This is a genomic window from Parabacteroides sp. D25, assembly GCF_000307475.1.
GTDB classification, from domain to species: Bacteria; Bacteroidota; Bacteroidia; order Bacteroidales; family Tannerellaceae; genus Parabacteroides; species Parabacteroides distasonis.
This window is the reverse complement of the sequence record NZ_JH976501.1, coordinates 757,629-777,770: the sequence shown is the minus strand read 5'-3', so window position 1 is coordinate 777,770 and position 20,142 is coordinate 757,629. Positions and strand designations below refer to the sequence as shown.

Genomic DNA, 20,142 nt, shown 5'->3' with positions numbered 1-20,142 from the left:
GTTTTAATTTATGCTAAGATCGTTTCCACATTATCAGCAATTGGATTCTATGGACTGTGGTCCTAGCTGCCTCCGTATGATCGCCAAGTTCTATGGTCGTGTGTACTCGATCCAGAACTTACGGGAGAAAGCCTTCATCACACGGGAAGGAGTCTCCATGCTGGGTATCAGCGAGGCGGCGGAAGCGATCGGGTTCCGAACACAGGGCGTGCGGATCACGGTGGAGGAATTGGAAAAGGAATGTCCCCTACCCTGCATACTGCACTGGAACCAATGGCATTTCGTGGTTTGCTACAAGATAAGGAAAGGGAAGTTCTACATAGCGGACCCGGCGGCGGGACTTATCACCTATACGAGGGAGGAGTTCAAGCGGTGCTGGGTCAGTACCAAGGTGGACGGGCAGGATACCGGGACGGTGCTCTTGCTGGAACCGGGGCAGGAGTTCTACGGGATGGAGGACGAGGAGAGAGACAGGAAACGTAACCTCGGATTCTTTTTCCGATATATATCGCCCTACAGGCGGGAGATGGCACAGCTCGTGCTGGGCATGGTGACAGCCAGCGTACTGCAACTCATCCTGCCTTTCCTCACGCAGAGCTTGGTAGATACCGGTATACGGGACAACAACCTAGGTTTCATAACCTTGATCCTTATATCGCAATTGGTGATCTTTATCGCCAAGCTATCCGTGGACTTCATACGGAGCTGGATATTGCTGCACGTAAACACGAGGATCAATATCGCCTTGATCTCCGATTTCCTCGCCAAGCTGATGCGCCTGCCCCTGCATTTCTTCGATACCAAGATGGTGGGCGATATCATGCAGCGCATCGGAGACCATGACCGCGTCGAGGCTTTCATGACCGGGACATCCATCAATACGCTCTTCTCTTTTGTCAACTTCATCGTGTTCGGGTTCGTGCTCGCCTACTATGACTGGACCATACTGGGACTCTTCTTGGCGGGTAACGGCTTATACGTGGCGTGGGTACTCGCCTTCATGAGATGGAGGAGGGAGCTGGACGTAAAGCGTTTCTCGCAAGCGGCCGGGGAGCAAAGCAACCTATTCCAGCTCATCACCGGAATGCAGGAGATCAAGCTCAATAATTGCGAGACCAAGATGCGATGGAAATGGGAACGGATACAGGTAAAACTTTTCAAGATAGGGATCAAGGGGTTGGCGTTACAACAATATCAGCAACTCGGGGCGGTCTTTTTCAACCAGACCACGAACATACTCATCTCCTTCATCGCGGCGCGGGCCGTCGTGCAAGGGGATATGACGCTGGGTATGATGATGTCGGTGACCTACATCGTGGGGCAGCTCTCTTCGCCTATCGAGCAATTGATCGATTTCTCACGGTCCCTACAGGACGCGAAGATCAGTCTGGAGCGGCTCGGCGAGATACACGGGAAGGAGGACGAGGAACAGGCAGGCGGGATAAGGCTGAATGTTCTTCCCGATGACAGGACGCTACGGCTGGAAAACCTCAGCTTCAGCTATGACGGCGCAGACCGGGATTACGTGCTGGAGGATATCAACCTGACGATACCCCATAACAGGGTGACCGCCATCGTGGGGGCCAGCGGGAGCGGAAAAACGACGATCGTGAAACTCCTGCTCGGTTTTTACAACCCCAACAAGGGGGACGTGAGGATCGGCGATACCTCCCTCAAGAACTTGAATCCTCACGTATGGCGTAGCAAGACCGGTTCGGTTATGCAGGATGGTTTTATCTTCTCGGATACGATCGCCAACAACATCGCCCCCGGCGAAGAGGTGGTGGACAAGGAACGCCTGCTGCATGCCGTGACGGTGGCGAATATCCGGGATTTCATCGATTCTCTCCCGTTGGGCTATAATACGAAGATCGGCATGGAGGGAAACGGAGTGAGCCAAGGGCAGAGACAGCGTATCCTGATCGCCCGGGCGGTGTACAAGAATCCCGACTTCATCTTCCTTGACGAGGCCACGAACGCTTTGGACGCCAACAACGAGCGGGAGATCATGGAGCAGTTGCACGCCTTCTACAAAGGACGGACGGTGGTGGTCGTGGCGCATCGGCTAAGCACGGTACGTGACGCGGACAAGATCGTGGTGCTGGACAAGGGACGCGTCGTGGAGGAAGGGACGCATCAGGAGCTCACGGCCTTGCGGGGGACTTATTATAAGTTGGTGAAGAACCAGTTGGAGTTGGGGAATTAATCACTTAACAATCTAAATATGCAAATACCATGAAAATATCAATGTACACATTCCTATTTGAGATAGACAGTAAATTTTATGCATATAATACATTGTCTAATGCCTTGATCGAAATAGCAGAGGATACATATAAGATTTTATTAGTCAACAAGAATAGACATACACCTTTACAAGAGAAAGACTTGGGATGTGATGAACTTTATCAAACTTTGAAAGAAAACCATATGATCACTGAAAATGATCGGGATGAGTTCTTACTGTATAAAAGTATTATCCTAGCAGGACGCTCCATCAATATCTTAAATCTAACGATAGCTCCAACCATGGATTGCAATTACTCGTGTTCTTACTGTTTTGAAAATTGCAAACGTAATATTTATATGACAGAAAAGGTCATAAGCTCAATTATTAAATTCATAGAACAATATGAAAACATTAAAAATATTCACGTAGTTTGGTTTGGAGGAGAACCTCTTCTAGGCATTAAGCAAATAGAATCACTTTATCGTAAGATGATTCTGATTCCCGATAAAAATTATTCTTTCTCAATAATCTCTAATGGGTTCTTGATATCACCGGATATTATAAAACTCTTTAAGGAGATGAAGTTACAACACATACAAATTACGCTAGATGGATTAAAAGAGACTCACAACAAGATAAAATTCACAAAAAATGAAAACGATACTTTTTCTAGAACTATAAAGAATATAGACTTGCTAGCATCTTCTGCCCCAGAAATACGAATTAGTATACGAGTAAATATGAATAAAGAGAATTCTTCTGAATTTATAACTTTATATTCTTTCATATTACAACGATATAAGAGCAACCCATTGATTGGAATTTATCCTGCTTTTATAACATCTACTTCTTCTAAATCAAGTTCTTCTTGTTCTTTACTTTTCAATAGACAAGAGAAATCTGAGTTTATACAACAGCTCTACTATGACAGAGGTATCGTAACCAATTTATGTGGATATCCAGATTCCTCTTTTACAGAATGTTCTATTCGAAATAAACACACATTTACAATAGATCCAGAAGGATACTTATATAAATGTTGGGAAATTATAGGCGATCAAAAATATGCCATAGCAAAATTGGATTCAGAAGGAACTATTCAATCCATAGATCAGAAAATTCTTAACCGATACCTCTATGCCGCAGATCCACTGGAAGATAAAACATGTTCTAAATGTCCTTATCTTCCTATTTGTTTTGGAGGTTGCCCCCATAAACGGATAGAAAATATATTTAAAGATAAACATTATGATACATGTACATACCTTAAGGATTCTCTCAAAGAATTTATAAAAATTCATTTGTCACAAAATAGCTGAATAAGATTATAATAAAAAGGCTATTTATTTAAAAACTTAATATCATTGCGTTATGAAAAATTTTAAAGTGATTGAAAAAAGCCGTCTAAATGAATTTACAATGGCTAAACTTATAGGAGGACGGCCTTGTAACGAGCGTAATACAAATTGTGGAGCAACAGGATACTCATGTAATGCGGCTTTTGGCATTTCTGATCCATGTGGAAATTTTCGAGATGGTACTAATTGCCCTAGAAACTATGGAACTTGTTCTCCCAACATAGAAGTGTGCCCTGAACGTCGCTTACCTGATTTGCCGGTACTAATGAATATATAAATTTATGAAATCTATTATCATTAGTATTATCCAAATTCTTTTTTTGGTATCTCCCGTTTCTGCATCGGAACGGGAGACCGACTATATTGTTACGTTTTATCCTGAAAGTGGATCTATTCTTCAAAATATCTCATGTAAAATAGTTTTTACAGCGGAAGGAATTGACAAGAAAAAGATATCCATCACTGGAGTAATTATAAATGAGAGAGGGGATACGGTTCAATCCGTGAAAACGCTATTGCCCGGAATAGGCTACTTTCATATTTATGCAAATCCAGGAGAAAGATATATCTTAAAATGCGAAAATCGAGATAGAATCCGTAAGAATTTTTATTTGCCAATGATGAGTGAAAATGGCTTTGGTCTTAAAATAATTGAAAATAAAGAACAATGGTTCTTATCCGTTATCAACTCTTCGAGGGAAGTGCCAATGAAATTATTATATTTAGTGGCCCAATCGGAAGATTCTATTTTTTTCCAAAAAGTCTGGAATCCTAAAGATTCTTATTTAGTTTTTGACAAAAAACATTTTCCAAAAGGGATATCCTCGTTCGCTTTAGTAGATTCTATGAAGAATCTATTGTGTGGCCGTGTCGTACTAAACATACAAGAACAGACTGATTTCCAGTCATTGCCTCCAGACTTCCGAATGGGATTGCTTCCACTTAAGAACCAAATAGATTCAGATCCCTCACGATTGAGTTTGGCCTGGGATTTAATAGCTATGACATTAGAGGTTACTCCCATTAAAAACTTATCACAACCAAATCCGGATATATGGAAAACCGTAAATCTCGATGAAGTTTCTATTATCGCAAGCATGAGAAGAAAACAAAAATATAATGGATTGTATTCTGGATCTTTGCCATCCAGTCGTGTAATCTATCGACAAAACATAGAACAATGGCATATACAGGATATGAGGTCCTTACTTTATCTATTGGGGAGTGTTAACATTTCGTGGTATGTAGTAGATCATGTGTATAAGGAATGTGTGTTTATTCAAGATTATGGAGCCATTTCATTCCAAACGGATCCTGTAAAAAATTATGAGCCACCTTTATTTGTCGTTGATGACGTTCCATATCAAAATTATGATATACTTTCGTTTCCTGTGACCGAAATAGAAGAAATTTTTATCCTAAAAGGTGTTGATGCTGCTATATACGGTCCAAAAGGGAAAAGAGGGATTATCGTAGTTACCACCAAACGAAATAAACCACCTTATGAAAAATAATAAAGATATAGAGTTACGTAGCGAGGAGGTACAGGAGGTGATGGGGCAAGTGCCGGCCTGGATCGTACGGTGGGGGATAACGCTGTTATTCCTCGTGGTCGTAGCGTTGCTGGTGGGGAGCTGTTTCTTCAAGTATCCTGACGTGATCACGGCTGACATGACATTGACGGGGCAACATCCCGCAACGGCGGTGGTGACACGGGCGGCGGGAAAGATACAGGAGCTGCTCGTCAGGGATAATCGTCCGGTAAGGCAGGGGGATTGGCTGGCGGTCATAGAGAATCACGCCGACACGGACGATGCCATCTATCTGGATAAGGCGTTGGAACGATCCGGAAGCGACGTGGATAGCTTGGACAAGGCATTATCAAAGTACAAGGAGCTATCGCTGGGTGATATGCAAGCGGCTTACTCGGGACTACTCTCGGCGCTCCATGCCTGTATCAATTACAGGGAGATCGATTATTATCCGCAAAAAATGACCTCCATCCGCAAACAGATAGCGTTGTATAAGGCTTACTATAACGAGACCGAACGGCAGCGGAAGACCCTCTCGGAGCAATTCGCCTTGACAAGGCGGCAATACGCCCGGGATTCATTATTGTATAGCCGGTCCGTGATTTCCTCCTACGAGCATGAGACCGCACGGGCTTCCCTGCTGCAAAGCCGTTATTCGCTGGAAGGGGCGTCAGCCTCGGCCGAGAATCTCCGGATACAGATCGGGGAGCAAGAGCAATCCTTGCTGGATCTGACGCTGGAGCGGAGCGAGAAAGAATTTACGCTACGGCAGGAATTACAGACCGCCCGGGAACAATTGCTGAACAGCATGAACGAGTGGAGGTTGCGTTATTGCCTCATCGCCCCGGTAGGGGGTGTCGTGACTTTCACCAAGTACTGGAATGAGAACCAATATATCCCATCCGGAGAGGTGGCTTTCACCGTCGTGCCGCAAGGCGAGGGCCGGCTGGTGGGGAAAGTGCGCATACCGATAGCACGCTCGGGAAAAGTCCGGAGAGGCCAGCGGGCGATCGTCCGTTTCTCCAATTTCCCGGATCAGGAGTTTGGAGTGGTAAACGGAGTGGTATCGAATATCTCATTGGTCCCCACCGACGAGTACTATACGGCGGATATCGATTTTCCAGAGGGCCTGAGAACCAATTACGGTATCGACCTGCCCGTCTCGCCCGAGACGCAAGCCTCTGCGGAGATCGTAACGGAAGAATTACGCCTGATCGAACGATTCTTCCTCCCGATCAAACGGATCGTGAAAGAAGGATTTTAGTGTAATATTATCCTTTCTTTCCTATGCGTTTATCACAGATGTCACGAGTGACAGAGTCCGCCGCAGACTATGGTATTCAACTTCTATTACAAATTCTTACAATTAAGATAGCTCCTTATGAAAAAATTTTATTTTATTACGCTTAGTTTTTGAAAAAACTTATTGTACCTTTGCCCTAATCACTCAATAAAGGTATAACCATGACAACTAAGTTCTTGCTCTCGTCCGATGACAATACTCGCAGTGGCCTTCTGAAAAAGAAGATCATACATTATTATATGGCCAATGGAGACGCTACTATAGCGGAGGTATGTAAAGAAATGAATCTCAGTATCCCCACCGTCACTAAGCTAATTAGCGAATTACAAGAGGACGGTTATATACTCGACTTTGGAAAACAAGAGACTAGCGGAGGGCGTAAACCTAGTATTTACGGGCTCAATCCCGTATCCGGCTATTTTGTGGGCGTAGATATACTGAAAGATCAACTGAATCTAGCCATATTAGATTTTAAAGGAGATAAGATCCGCATTGAGCAGAATATCCCTTATACACTCGAAAACACACCAGCCGCTTTAGACCATCTTTGCGAATGCATCAATGAATTTATAAACTCGTTGCCGATCCCAAGGGAAAAGATATTAAGCATTGGCATTAATATATCCGGACGGGTAAATCCTTTCGCCGGATATAGCTATAGCATTTTTTACTTTGAGGAGAAGCCCTTGTCTCAAATCCTTGAGGAAAAACTACATATAAAGATCTATATAGAGAATGACACCCGTTCCATGGCTTACGGCGAATATCTTCAAGGAGTCGTAAAAGGAGAGAAAAATATCCTATTCATCAATATATCTTGGGGATTAGGTATCGGTATCATCATAGACGGCAAGGTTTATTTCGGGAAATCAGGTTTCTCCGGAGAATTTGGGCACTTCAGCTTCTTCGAGAATGAGATTCTTTGCCATTGCGGTAAAAAAGGATGCCTCGAGACTGGAGCTTCCGGTTCTGCCCTATACCGTACCCTCCTTGAGCGGTATAAAGAGGGTAGCAACACCATATTGGCCAGTAAAATCGATGCCGGGGAATACATCGGGCTCTCTGACTTGATCGACGCCATTCACAAAGAGGATATGCTATCCATTGAGATACTGGAGGAGATCGGTTTTAATCTAGGTAAAGGAATAGCCGGATTGATGAACATTTTCAATCCGGAACTGGTCGTACTGGGCGGCCCCTTGTCGCAGACGGGAGAATATTTAAGCCTACCTATTAAAAGTGCCGTCAGGAAGTACTCTTTGAACTTGGTAACCCGTGATACTCAGATCAAAGTATCCAAATTAGGTGAAAGAGCGGGTATATTAGGAGCCTGCCTGCTATCTCGATCTAAAATTCTAGGTATGATTTAATATGTATTTCAAAGGAATTAAATAAAAAATAAATAATTATTTCATTTTCTCGATAAAGCACCATTATATTATTAAAATATTTTATTTATATTTGCAGCATAATTAAAATCAGAGGTTAAAACTCATAAAAATAACGCAGATATGGATAAAATTAAAGGATTGATCGATGCTCCCTTTACTCCGTTCTACGAGAACGGGGAAGTTAATTACGAGCCCATTGAAGATTATGCGAAACTTCTTGTGAAAAACGGGCTGAAAGGCGTATTCATCAATGGTTCTTCCGGAGAAGGTTATATGCTGACAGAGGAAGAACGCATGAAATTGGCCGAGAAATGGATGGAAGCAGCTCCGGAAGGCTTTAAGGTAATCGTGCACGTAGGTAGCACATGCGTTAAGTCTAGCCGTAATTTAGCGGAACATGCTCAAAAGATCGGCGCTTGGGGTATTGGCGCTATGGCTACCCCTTTCCCTCGTATCGGTCGAATTGAGGAATTGGTAAAGTACTGCGAGGAGATCGCTTGCGGCGCTCCTGCCTTACCGTTTTACTACTATCATATCCCTGCGTTTAACAACGCTTTCCTCCCTATGCTGGATTTCTTAAAAGCAGTAGACGGGCGTATCCCTAATTTCGCCGGTATCAAATATACATACGAGAGCTTATACGAATACAATCAATGTCGTTTATACAAGGATGGTAAATTCGACATGTTGCACGGACAGGATGAAACGATTCTTCCTTGCCTTGCGATGGGTGGAGCGCAAGGAGGTATCGGTGGTACCACAAACTATAACGGAAAAGAATTAACCGGTATCCTAGAGGCTTGGGCAGCCGGTGACTTAGAGACAGCTCGCGAGAGACAAAACTTCTCTCAGGAGGTTATTAACGTTATCTGCAATTACCGTGGTAATATCGTCGGAGGAAAACGCATCATGAAATTGATCGGATTAGATCTCGGCAAGAACCGTACCCCGTTCCGGAATATGACGGACGAAGAAGAGGCCGCAATGAAAGCGGAATTAGAGGCTATCAATTTCTTTGAAAGATGTAATAAATTCTAAGGTATGGCAGCGTTTGACAATTTATCTAATCCATCGGAATATCTAGCTTATTGGGGCAAGACCTATCGGAATGAGCTTCTTTCCAATATTCTTCCTTTTTGGATGAAATACGGACTGGACAAAGAGAACGGCGGTTACTTTACTTGCGTAGACCGGGATGGTACTCTGATGGACTCCACTAAATCCGTTTGGTTCCAAGGACGATTCGCCTTTATCTTGGCATATGCCTATAATCACATTGAGAAGAACGAAGAATGGCTGAGAGCCTGTAAAAACGGTATCGATTTCATCGAGAAACATTGTTTTGATACGGACGGACGTATGTTCTTCGAGGTGACAGCGACAGGCATCCCTGTACGTAAACGCCGTTACGTATTCTCCGAGACTTTTGCGGCGATCGCTATGGCCCACTATGCATTGGCATCAGGCGACAAAGGCTATGCTGAGAAGGCCGTGAACTTATTCAAGCAAGTATTACACTATAAGAATACCCCGGGATTATTGGAGCCTAAATTTCGTGAAGGTCTCGTGGCGAAAGGCCATTCTTTCTGCATGATACTGATCGATACGGCGGCACGCATCCGTGAGGCCATAAACGATCCCATACTTACACAACAAATCGATGATTCCATAGCCGAGCTACGCCGTGATTTCATGCATCCCGAATTCAAGGCTATCTTGGAGACAGTAGGACCCAACGGTGAGTTTATCGACTCTATCGCCGGGCGTACCATCAATCCCGGCCACTCCATCGAGACCGCATGGTTTATCTTGGAAGAGGCCAAATACCGAGGATGGGACCCTCAACTGAAAGAGATGGGCTTACAAATCCTCAACTGGTCTTGGGACTGGGGCTGGGATAAGACGTACGGCGGAATCAACTATTTCAAGGATTGCAAAAACTTCCCTCCCCAAGAGTATTGGCACGACATGAAGTTCTGGTGGCCACAATGCGAGGCGGTTATCGCTACGCTTTACGCCTACCAAGCGACTGGCGACGCCAAATATCTCGAAATGCACAAACTAATAAACGATTACACATTTAATCATCTCCCCGACAAAGAATATGGGGAATGGTATGGCTACCTACACTTCGATGGTAGTCTCTCTCAATCTGCCAAAGGCAATCTATTCAAAGGTCCGTTCCACATTCCTAGAATGCTTCTCAAATGTAGTTTACTCTGCGACGAAATTCTTTCTAAATAACTTTATCTAAAATACTGAAAATTGGTCAATTGACATCAGGGGTCACAACCGTGGCTCCTGATGTTTCTAAGGCTTTGTTTTCCTTTTTATTTTCCTCAATCAAATGAAAAATAAGAAATTATATCCTTGGATCGTAGTCGGTTTACTATGGGTTGTCGCCTTACTGAACTATATGGATCGCCAGATGCTATCAACCATGAAATCAGCTATGATGGTGGATATCGTGGAACTAGAGTCTGCGGCGAACTTCGGACGTTTGATGGCGGTCTTCCTCTGGATCTACGGATTCATGAGCCCTGTGGCCGGTATGGTGGCAGACAGGGTAAACAGGAAGTGGCTAATCGTGGGTAGCTTATTTGTCTGGTCCTTCGTGACTTTGATGATGGGGTATTGCACGGATTTCAATCAGATCTATTACCTACGTGCCTTGATGGGGGTCAGTGAGGCCCTGTATATTCCTGCCGGATTATCGCTTATCACAGATTATCACCAAGAGAAAACACGCTCATTAGCCGTAGGTATCCATATGACAGGTCTATACGTAGGCCAAGCCTTGGGGGGATTCGGAGCTACGGTGGCCAGTGCTTATACGTGGGAAACGACTTTCCATTGGTTTGGTATCATCGGCATCGCTTATAGCGTGGTCTTGATCATCTTCTTACACGATAAGAAAGATCATGTGGAACAAGCCGTAAAACTGGAAAATTATCCGAAAGAGAATCCGATTTCCGGTACGTTTAAAGGATTAGGGATGTTATTCACGAACATCGCTTTTTGGATCATTCTTCTTTATTTCGCCACGCCGAGCTTACCGGGTTGGGCGACAAAGAACTGGCTCCCTACCCTATTCGCTGAAAATCTCTCGTTGGATATGTCCGAGGCCGGTCCGTTATCTACATTCACGATCGCTATCTCTTCCTTTATAGGGGTAATCGCCGGAGGTATTTTATCCGATAAATGGATCCAGCGGAATGTCCGGGGACGTGTATACACAGGCGCCATCGGTTTGGCATTAACGATACCCTCTCTCCTATTACTAGGATTTGGGCACAACTTCCCGATGATTATCGGCGGTGGTCTTTGCTTCGGTATCGGTTATGGTATATTCGACGCCAATAATATGCCTATCCTTTGCCAATTCATCTCCCCCCGTTATCGGGCTACAGCCTATGGAATTATGAATATGACCGGTGTATTTGCCGGAGCCGCCATCACGGATATACTAGGAAAATCTACCGACGCTGGTAATCTTGGCCATGACTTCGCCATGCTAGCCGGATTGGTACTCATCGCACTTTTAATCCAAGTGATCTTCTTACGTCCGAAAGTCGCTAATATGACCGACGAATGCTAATTAATCTCATCCAATAAACTAAATAAACAACAAAAAAGTAATTCATTATGAAGAAGAATCTACTGCTCTTAATGCTTGCGCTCCTACTTCCGGCATTTATGTACGGACAAGAGCAGACAGTCTCCGGAACAGTGCTGGATACCTATAACATGGGTGTCCCCGGTGCGTCTATCGTTGAAAAAGGCACGACAAATGGAACGATTACCGATTTCGACGGTAATTACACTCTCACCGTATCCAACAAAAACGCCACATTAGTATTTTCTTTCATTGGGTACAAGACACAAGAAATTCCAGTAGCTGGGAAAGCCAAAGTAGACGTGATCCTACAAGAAAACGCCGAACAGCTAGACGAAGTAGTGGTAACCGGTTACGGTGGCTCACAAAAGAGAGCGACCTTGACAACCTCTATCTCTAAATTGGATAACGCCGTACTGGAAAACGCAGCGATGTCTAACGCCGGACAATCCTTGCAAGGAACCGTATCTGGTTTGCGCGTCGTAAACACGACCGGTCAGCCGGGAGCAAACCCAAATATCGTACTTCGTGGCGGAGCTACCATAACAGGTAAGGATAATGGCGCATTGGTCGTTGTAGATGGTATCGTGCGCAACTCATTGGCCGACATCAACCCCTCCGACATCGAGTCTATCCAAGTATTGAAAGACGCAGCCTCAACCGCTATCTACGGTGCCCGTGCCAATGGTGGCGTAATCTTGGTTACCACGAAACGTGGTAAAGAAGGATCCGCTTCCGTCTCTTACAAGTTCAAGGGAGGTGCCAACTTTGCTCGCACAGGTTATGATTACTTAAACGCTCACGATTATATTTACTACAATCGCTTAGGATACCAAAGAACAGGACGTTCAGGCATGGATAACCAAATGGGATACGGTATCGGGAATGACCTATTTGATATCCGTTATTTGGATGACAGTACCAAAGGCCTCTTGGCAGAAGGTTGGCAACAAATGCAAGACCCAACCGATCCGAATAAACAAATCTTATTCAAGGATTACTCAGGGCAAATGAAAGACGCAGCCTTCCAAGACCCTTCTTTCACGCAAGATCATTATATCAATATCACAGGAGGTAACGACAAAGGTACATTCGCAGCCAGCTTAGGTTACTACAAAGAAGACGGTCTCATTAAGGGAACCAGCTACGAGCGTTTCTCCGGGACATTCAATGGATCCTATAAGATATTTCCGATCTTGACAGTCAACGCTGGAACGACTTATACATGGTCTCGCCAGCCGGGTCTTTGGATCGGATCATATGAGTTCTTCTATCGCACAATGAGCCAACGCCCTACATGGAACCCATACATGGAAGACGGATCTCCCGCTTCAGGCTTCGGCACGGGTGATGGAAACCCTCTTTACTACAAAGATAAATTAACGAATACGAATGGAACCCGCCGCTCTACCTATAATATCGGTTTTGATCTAGAGATCATCCCGAAGAAATTAATCTTGAAAGAGAATAGCGCCCTATACCACGTAGACGATCAAACAGATAAGTTCGAGAAATCTTACCAACAACAAAACGCCACTAGCCCGAATCTTACCCGTAAGGCTGAGGCCAAATATATAAAGCAGAACCAACAGCAACATAGTGTTACTTTGACGTACACAGACACATTCAAAGAAAAACACAATCTGGAGGCAATGCTTGGTGGCGAGTATTTCAATTGGCATCAATATACGCTGAACGCAAGGACCGAAAATTCTCCGTCGGATGACATCCCTACTTTGAACGCTGGTAGTAATCGTACCTATACCTATAGCTACAAGGAAGGCTATCGTATCCTTTCTGGCTTTGCCCGTGTAAACTATAACTACAATTACAAATACCTATTATCGGTCGTAGCTCGTTATGACGGAATCTCCAAGTTGAGCGATAACCGTTGGGGCTTCTTCCCGGGTATCTCCGCTGGTTGGAATATCATGGAAGAGGAGTTCTTTAAGGAATCGAAGTTGGTAGATGTGATCTCTAACCTGAAGCCTCGTATCAGCTACGGCGTGAACGGTAACGTAAACGGATTAGGATACTACGACGTATATGGCAGCTATGGGCAGAAAGACGCGAACGGATCGATCATAACAAACTATGATGGCTCTGTAGGTTTCTATAATGACAAATTGGTAAACGGTGGATTACGTTGGGAGCAAAGTAAATCTTTCGAAGTAGGTTTGGATATAGGATTCTTCAACAATCGCCTGAGCTTTATCCTAGACTATTATAATCGTACGACTTCCGATTTGTTGACAGATTTGGATTTACCCAATTACACTGGTTTCAACAGCATCAAAACCAACTTGGGAACTTTACGTAACCAAGGTTTCGAGATGGAAGTAAAAGCGAATATCCTAAACAACGTAAACGGATTCAGTTGGGATGTATCAGCAAACTTATCTACGGTAGCGAACAAGATTGTCAAGCTTCCGGCCAATGGGAACGAAAATAACCGCCAAGGAGGTTACCAAGTATACGACCCGCAAAAGGGTGAAGTCGTATGGGTTGGCGGAAAACAAGAAGGTGGTAAGCTGGGTGATTTATTTGCCTTCAAGCAAGATCATATCTTCAAGGATTGGGATGACGTGAAAGCGAATGCCAATAACCGCTACGACGCAATTGGAGAATTGTATGGCCCCGCCGCATGGGAAGCTTTAAAGGATAAGGCAGGTAAGCAACCGATCGAGCCGGGTGACGTTTGTTGGGCCGACTTGAACAATGATGGCGTAATCAACAATCTAGACCGCGTGAAAGTAGGTAATCTTTTCCCGACAGTAACCGGTGGTTTCTCCACGACATTAGGCTATAAAGATTTCTCTTTATACGCTCGTTTTGATTATGCGTTAGGGCATACGCTGTATAACGACTTAGCCGCACGTTCACTTGGACAATATCAAGGTTCGTTTAACATCATCGATATGGTGAAAGACAGTTGGTCGGAGACAAACCAGAATACGGATATACCTAAGTTCTACTATGCCGATCAGTTGAGTAAGAAGAATATTACTCGCTCCAACAATGGTTTGACAGCAGTTGACAACAACAGCTCCCGCTTCTACGAAAAGGGTGATTATCTAGCTTTACGTGAAATCACATTGACTTGGAACCTACCAAAGAAATGGATTAACAAAGCCTTGATGAGCAATGCCTCTGTTTATGTAACCGGACAAAACTTGTTCTACATCACAGGATATACCGGTGTATCTCCGGAACCGGCGGTAGATACTACCTATGGTCAAGGTCTTGATAACGGTAGATACCCAACTCCTAAAACGGTTCTTCTTGGTTTATCCGTAACATTTTAGTCAAACCCATTAAAAAAGACAGACATTTATGAAAAAGATAATTATAGCCATGATGGCAGCAGTCTCATTACTGAATTTCAGCGGATGCGACTCCTTGGACATGGAACCCGTAAGTAGTATTTCCGACGCAAACTATTGGAAATCCCCGGACCAGTTTAAGGCATTCAACATAGGTTTACACGGATTGCTCCGTTCACAATCCAGTTATAACATATTCGTATTGGGCGAACCTCGCTCAGACATCTACGGAGATCAGCCGTTCGGAGGCGAGGCTACCCAAGGCGTAGAGCGTTTCTCATACAACACGATCAACGCAGAGTTTACAGGTATCAGCAACTTCGCTAATTTTTATACGACACTGAACCAAATCAACTTGATGATCCGTAGAACGAACGAGACCGATTTATTAGGCGAGGCCGAAAAGAACTATTACTTAGGGCAGGCTTACGGTTTACGCGCCTATATCTATTTCCATTTGTTACGCTCTTGGGGAGACGTTATCATTACTACGGAGCCAACCTTAGGTAGCGAATTGGATATCTCTCACCTTGATAAGGCCGCTTCTCCAGCGAGTGAGGTGATGGATCTGATCAAGAAGGATATCGATGCCTCGGAAAAAGCTTTTGGCGGAGATTATTCTTATAAACAAGGAAAGTGTTATTGGTCTAAAACCGCTACCTTGATGCTGAAAGGTGAGGTTTATCTATGGAGCGGACGCCAGATGGGTGGCGGCACGGGCGATTATACCGTAGCCAAGACAGCCTTGCAAGATCTTCAACAAAACGGCAACTTAAAGCTGCAAGAGAAATTCACGGACGTTTTCTCTTTCAACAATAAGGAGAACAGCGAGATGATCTTCGCGCTCCATAGTGGTAAGGAGGATGATTTCATGATGTGGAGAGACTATAACTGGCGTAACAATATGGTACCTCAACGTGAGTACATGGCAGGCTACTGTGACGAGACAGGAACTCCATTCCTTGAAATACCGGGATACAACCTACAAGGCTTAATGCGCTACCAAGTAAAGAAAGATCATTACCTAAAATCATTTCGCGAAGGTGATACCCGCTTGAAAGGTACCTTGAAGGCGGTTTACAAAAAGCACGAAGACGGAACCTTGGAATATATCGCACCAATCCAATACAAGTTCCAAGGAACCACCTTGGAAGGTAGCAACGAAAGAAGTTGGTACGATGATTATCCTATCTATCGCTATGCGGATGCCTTGCTATTATTAGCCGAGGCTAAGGCCTTGCTCGGAGAAGATCCTTCTACAGAGATCAACGCCGTTCGCAAGCGTGCTTACGGTTCCGAATATTTTAACGCACATAAGAACGAGGTGGCTTATCCGAATGACAAAGGAAGTTTCTATAACGATAACCCGTTTGAGGCGGGCGACGAGAATGTGATGGAAGCTATCCTTAAAGAGAGACTTCGCGAGTTCTTCTTTGAGGGTAAACGTTGGTACGACTTGAGACGCTTCGGTAAGGATTATGTATTAAAATATACCACAGCACAAGAATCACGTTTATTATGGCCGATCAATGAAGGGGCATTGACAAACAACCCCGCATTGAAACAGACTCCCGGATACTAATCGTACATAGGTTTAAGGCGATTGGATATAACTAGGTTTTTGGCACGAATTCCAAAGGGGCTTTGTTCATATGAATGAATATCGCTACCTTTGGAATTCACATATCTATTAATTTCAACCTACAAACAAAAAACATCATGAAAAAAACTTTCCTGTATTTCTGCCTTCTTTTCATCGTACAAACGGCTTTTGCGGCAGACAGTCTTTATGTGCGAGAGCAACAAATCCCCATCTTGATAGACCGGATCGACAATGTACTTTACGAGATGCGGATACCGGCCCAAAAAGGGGATGTATTAAACGAGATCACGATACAGATCGGAGACAATGTCGACCTGTCGGACATCCAAGCGATACGTCTATTTTATAGCGGAGTGGAAGCTCCATCCCGCAAAGGGGAACATTTCAGTCCCGTTACGTACATATCCAGCCATATACCGGGAAATACCCGTAAGGCTCTTGAATCTTATTCCGTACGGCAAGATGAGGTTACCGCCCCCTTGTCGCGCACGGTAAAACTAACCTCTAAGCAACCGATGCTTAAAGGCATCAACTATTTCTGGGTAAGTATCCAGATGAAGCCAGAGACTTCCTTATTGGCAAAAGTAGCGACCACGATGCCTAACGCACAGATCAACAACAAACCGATCGACATCACTTGGAAAGGAAAGGTGGACGAACGCCATGTAGGTATCGGCGTACGCCAAGCCGGGGATGACGGATCGGCGGCCTTCCGCATCCCGGGATTAGTGACGACGAATAACGGAACATTACTTGGAGTCTACGATATTCGCTATAATAGCAGCGTGGACCTGCAAGAGAAAATCGATATCGGAGTAAGCCGCAGTACCGATAAGGGACAAACTTGGGAACCGATGCGAGTAGCCATGACTTTCAAACAAACGGATGGCCTGCCCCACGGACAAAACGGCGTGGGAGACCCATCGATCTTGGTAGACGAAAAGACCAATACGATCTGGGTAGTAGCCGCATGGACGCATGGTATGGGTAACGAACGGGCTTGGTGGAACTCCATGCCGGGAATGACACCGGACGAGACCGCCCAACTTATGCTCGTGAAAAGTGAGGACGATGGTAAGACGTGGAGCGAACCGATCAATATCACCTCCCAAGTAAAAGACCCGTCTTGGTATTTCCTATTGCAAGGCCCGGGACGAGGCATCACGATGCAAGACGGTACCTTGGTCTTCCCGATCCAGTTTATCGACGCTACCCGTGTGCCCAACGCCGGCATTATGTATAGCAAAGACCGCGGGAAAACATGGCACCTGCATAACTTAGCCCGCACGAATACCACAGAGGCGCAAGTTGCCGAGGTAGAGCCGGGCGTATTGATGTTAAATATGCGTGATAACCGGGGCGGTAGCCGTGCCGTGGCCACCACAAAGGATTTAGGCAAGACATGGACAGAGCATCCTTCCAGCCGTAGCGCCTTACAGGAATCCGTTTGTATGGCCAGCTTGATCAAGGTAAACGCCAAGGATAACATCACCGGCAAGGACCTTCTACTCTTCTCCAATCCGAACACGACGAAAGGGCGTAATCATATCACGATCAAGGCGAGTCTGGACGGTGGACTTACATGGCCCACGGAGCATCAAGTCTTATTAGACGAGGCCGAGGGGTGGGGATATTCCTGTCTTTCGATGATCGATAAGGAAACGGTAGGAATCTTCTACGAGTCAAGCGTAGCACATATGACCTTCCAAGCTATCAAATTACAGGATATCATTCATCAATAATCTAAGTATATGCGATATATACTGCATTTTGCAATTGTTTTAAGTTTCTTGTATTCCGGGCCTCTGATGGCCCGGAATCCTGTTTTATTGCCCTTGCCCCAAAAATACGTCCGGACAAACGCTTCGTTCCATCCGAAGGAAATCGCAGTTTCTTCCGAAGGGAAACTCCGTTCCATCCTAATGGAATTCTTGGAGGAGCTGCCGGTAAGCGTCCAACCGGACAGCCGATACAAGATAGAGGTTTCCTTGGTTGACAAATTGGACGGAATCCCCCTCAACTCCGAGGAGGCTTATCAACTAAGCGTCTCTTCCCGGGGGATAACCATCCGGGCGGTATCCGAGCAAGGAGCTTATTGGGCGATACAAACCTTGCGCCAACTGACCGAGCGGCAAGGGAAGCGATATTCCATCCAAGGTTGCGAGATCACCGACTGGCCTGCTTTCCGCATACGAGGATTCATGCAAGACGTAGGGCGGAGCTATATCTCCATGGAAGAACTGAAACGGGAGATCGAGGTACTTTCCCGCTACAAGATGAACGTATTTCATTGGCATCTCACGGAGAACCAAGCTTGGCGTCTGGAGAGCAAGATCTTTCCGATGCTGAACGACAGCTGCAATATGAGCCGTATGCCCGGAAAATATTACACGATCGAGGAGGCAAAGGAGCTGGTTCGCTTTTGTAAAGAACATAACGTACTACTCATCCCGGAGGTAGATATGCCGGGACATAGCGCCGCTTTCATACGGGCCTTCCGTCATGATATGCAGAGCAAGGAGGGTATGGCGATCTTAAAACTATTGATGGATGAGGTTTGCGAGGTATTCGAGGAGGTTCCTTACTTACATATCGGTACGGACGAGGTAAAGTTTACCAATCCGAAGTTCGTACCCGAGATGGTCGCTTATATCCGTGCGAAAGGGAAACAAGTGATCTCTTGGAACCCGGGATGGAAGTACAAACCGGGTGAGATCGACATGGAGCAAATGTGGAGTTACCGGGGAAAAGCGCGACCGGGCATTCCTGCGATCGACTCCCGTTTCCATTATATCAACCATTTTGATACGTTCGCCGACTTGATCGGCTTATACAAAAGCCGTATTTACAATGAACCGCAAGGAAGCCATGATTTGGCGGGTACGATCCTTGCCGTATGGCACGACCGGGTCGTACAGCCGGAGGACAAATTGATCCGGGAGAATAATTTGTATCCGAATCTATTAGCGATCGCCGAACGTTCTTGGTTGGGCGGCGGCTATCAATATTTCGATAAGAACGGAACGATGCTGCCTATCGATCCCGATAACGAGGAACATAAGGCATTTGTCGATTTTGAGCGGCGGATGTTATGGCATAAAGAACATCATTTCCAAGGATACCCGTTCGCCTACGTCAAGCAAACCAACGTGAGATGGCGTATCACCGACCCTTTCCCGAATGATGGGGAACTGACCCGTTCTTTCCCTCCGGAAAAGTCGCTTCAAGCGCAATATACCTATGAAGGGAAAAATTACGGTACGCACGACGCCATCGGTGCCGGTATCTACCTGCGCCATGTCTGGGGACCGCTGGTTCCCGGTGCCTATAAAGACCCGCAACCGAACCATACCGCTTACGCATGGACTTGGATCTATTCGCCCAAGGCGCAAGAGGTAGGTACGTGGATCGAATTTCAAAATTATAGCCGTTCTGAAATGGATCTACCTCCAATGCAAGGAAAATGGGATTATAAAGAAAGCCGTATCTGGGTAAATGATCAAGAGATAACGCCCCCCGTATGGACCGCTACCCACCGGGAGAAGTCCAATGAGATCCCACTGGGGAACGAGAACTGCGTAAGCCGTAAACCAACCCCGGTCCATCTGGAAAAAGGCTGGAACAAGGTGTTCATGAAGCTTCCGGTCGGTACGTTCAATACCCCCGAGGTCCGTCTGGTGAAATGGATGTTTACGTTCGTTTGCGTCACCCCGGATGGAGAGAAAGCGGTGGAAGGACTGGTTTACTCTCCGGATAAACAACTTAAATAACGTCTAATTCGGTTGA

Annotated in this window: 13 protein-coding genes; all 13 read left to right on the top strand. The window is 45.3% G+C overall.

The annotated features are described in order from the left end of the window. The first annotated feature begins 10 nt into the window (after nt 1–10). A complete protein-coding gene (locus tag HMPREF0999_RS06540) occupies nt 11–2,206 on the top strand; it encodes a peptidase domain-containing ABC transporter (RefSeq protein ID WP_009275504.1) in 2,196 nt (731 codons plus the stop codon). Nucleotides 2,207–2,235: 29 nt separating this feature from the next. Then, nucleotides 2,236–3,549 carry a radical SAM/SPASM domain-containing protein gene (locus tag HMPREF0999_RS06535; RefSeq protein WP_009275503.1) on the top strand — a complete coding sequence of 438 codons (1,314 nt, stop codon included), beginning with the start codon at nt 2,236–2,238 and terminating at the stop codon, nt 3,547–3,549. A 52-nt stretch (nt 3,550–3,601) separates the two neighbouring features. Beyond that, a complete protein-coding gene (locus HMPREF0999_RS21775) occupies nt 3,602–3,865 on the top strand; it encodes a hypothetical protein (RefSeq protein WP_005860508.1) in 264 nt (87 codons plus the stop codon). Nucleotides 3,866–3,869: 4 nt separating this feature from the next. After that, nucleotides 3,870–5,102: a TonB-dependent receptor gene (locus tag HMPREF0999_RS06530; protein ID WP_009275502.1), complete on the top strand. Its 1,233-nt coding sequence runs from the start codon at nt 3,870–3,872 to the stop codon at nt 5,100–5,102. Further along, nucleotides 5,092–6,384 (top strand): HlyD family secretion protein, encoded by a 1,293-nt coding sequence (locus HMPREF0999_RS06525; protein WP_009275501.1) that lies wholly within the window; start codon nt 5,092–5,094, stop codon nt 6,382–6,384. Before HMPREF0999_RS06530 ends, HMPREF0999_RS06525 begins: the two co-directional genes overlap by 11 nt. Nucleotides 6,385–6,584: 200 nt before the next feature. Continuing rightward, nucleotides 6,585–7,793 (top strand): ROK family transcriptional regulator, encoded by a 1,209-nt coding sequence (locus HMPREF0999_RS06520; protein ID WP_005860500.1) that lies wholly within the window; start codon nt 6,585–6,587, stop codon nt 7,791–7,793. Between the two features lie 141 nt (nt 7,794–7,934). Continuing rightward, nucleotides 7,935–8,852 (top strand): dihydrodipicolinate synthase family protein, encoded by a 918-nt coding sequence (locus tag HMPREF0999_RS06515; RefSeq protein WP_005860498.1) that lies wholly within the window; start codon nt 7,935–7,937, stop codon nt 8,850–8,852. A gap of 3 nt (nt 8,853–8,855) precedes the next feature. Beyond that, nucleotides 8,856–10,058, top strand: coding sequence for an AGE family epimerase/isomerase (locus HMPREF0999_RS06510; protein WP_005860496.1), 1,203 nt, complete (start codon nt 8,856–8,858; stop codon nt 10,056–10,058). Nucleotides 10,059–10,161: 103 nt separating this feature from the next. Then, nucleotides 10,162–11,412 (top strand): MFS transporter, encoded by a 1,251-nt coding sequence (locus HMPREF0999_RS06505; protein ID WP_009275500.1) that lies wholly within the window; start codon nt 10,162–10,164, stop codon nt 11,410–11,412. Between the two features lie 47 nt (nt 11,413–11,459). Next, nucleotides 11,460–14,735, top strand: coding sequence for a SusC/RagA family TonB-linked outer membrane protein (locus HMPREF0999_RS06500; RefSeq protein ID WP_005860492.1), 3,276 nt, complete (start codon nt 11,460–11,462; stop codon nt 14,733–14,735). A 28-nt stretch (nt 14,736–14,763) separates the two neighbouring features. Next, complete coding sequence (nanU, locus tag HMPREF0999_RS06495) at nt 14,764–16,335, top strand: SusD family outer membrane lipoprotein NanU (protein ID WP_009275499.1); 1,572 nt, start codon at nt 14,764–14,766, stop codon at nt 16,333–16,335. 137 nt (nt 16,336–16,472) lie between these two features. Continuing rightward, nucleotides 16,473–18,098: a sialidase family protein gene (locus tag HMPREF0999_RS06490; RefSeq protein WP_009275498.1), complete on the top strand. Its 1,626-nt coding sequence runs from the start codon at nt 16,473–16,475 to the stop codon at nt 18,096–18,098. Between the two features lie 9 nt (nt 18,099–18,107). Further along, nucleotides 18,108–20,126 carry a family 20 glycosylhydrolase gene (locus tag HMPREF0999_RS06485; protein WP_008778904.1) on the top strand — a complete coding sequence of 673 codons (2,019 nt, stop codon included), beginning with the start codon at nt 18,108–18,110 and terminating at the stop codon, nt 20,124–20,126. The last annotated feature ends 16 nt before the right edge of the window (nt 20,127–20,142 follow it).

Excerpts from the sequence above, each read along its gene's own strand:
- HMPREF0999_RS06540 (WP_009275504.1), top strand. The coding sequence starts at position 11 with ATGCTAAGATCGTTTCCACATTATCAGCAATTGGATTCTATGGACTGT.
- HMPREF0999_RS06535 (WP_009275503.1), top strand. The coding sequence starts at position 2,236 with ATGAAAATATCAATGTACACATTCCTATTTGAGATAGACAGTAAATTT.
- HMPREF0999_RS21775 (WP_005860508.1), top strand. The coding sequence starts at position 3,602 with ATGAAAAATTTTAAAGTGATTGAAAAAAGCCGTCTAAATGAATTTACA.
- HMPREF0999_RS06530 (WP_009275502.1), top strand. The coding sequence starts at position 3,870 with ATGAAATCTATTATCATTAGTATTATCCAAATTCTTTTTTTGGTATCT.
- HMPREF0999_RS06525 (WP_009275501.1), top strand. The coding sequence starts at position 5,092 with ATGAAAAATAATAAAGATATAGAGTTACGTAGCGAGGAGGTACAGGAG.
- HMPREF0999_RS06520 (WP_005860500.1), top strand. The coding sequence starts at position 6,585 with ATGACAACTAAGTTCTTGCTCTCGTCCGATGACAATACTCGCAGTGGC.
- HMPREF0999_RS06515 (WP_005860498.1), top strand. The coding sequence starts at position 7,935 with ATGGATAAAATTAAAGGATTGATCGATGCTCCCTTTACTCCGTTCTAC.
- HMPREF0999_RS06510 (WP_005860496.1), top strand. The coding sequence starts at position 8,856 with ATGGCAGCGTTTGACAATTTATCTAATCCATCGGAATATCTAGCTTAT.
- HMPREF0999_RS06505 (WP_009275500.1), top strand. The coding sequence starts at position 10,162 with ATGAAAAATAAGAAATTATATCCTTGGATCGTAGTCGGTTTACTATGG.
- HMPREF0999_RS06500 (WP_005860492.1), top strand. The coding sequence starts at position 11,460 with ATGAAGAAGAATCTACTGCTCTTAATGCTTGCGCTCCTACTTCCGGCA.
- nanU (WP_009275499.1), top strand. The coding sequence starts at position 14,764 with ATGAAAAAGATAATTATAGCCATGATGGCAGCAGTCTCATTACTGAAT.
- HMPREF0999_RS06490 (WP_009275498.1), top strand. The coding sequence starts at position 16,473 with ATGAAAAAAACTTTCCTGTATTTCTGCCTTCTTTTCATCGTACAAACG.
- HMPREF0999_RS06485 (WP_008778904.1), top strand. The coding sequence starts at position 18,108 with ATGCGATATATACTGCATTTTGCAATTGTTTTAAGTTTCTTGTATTCC.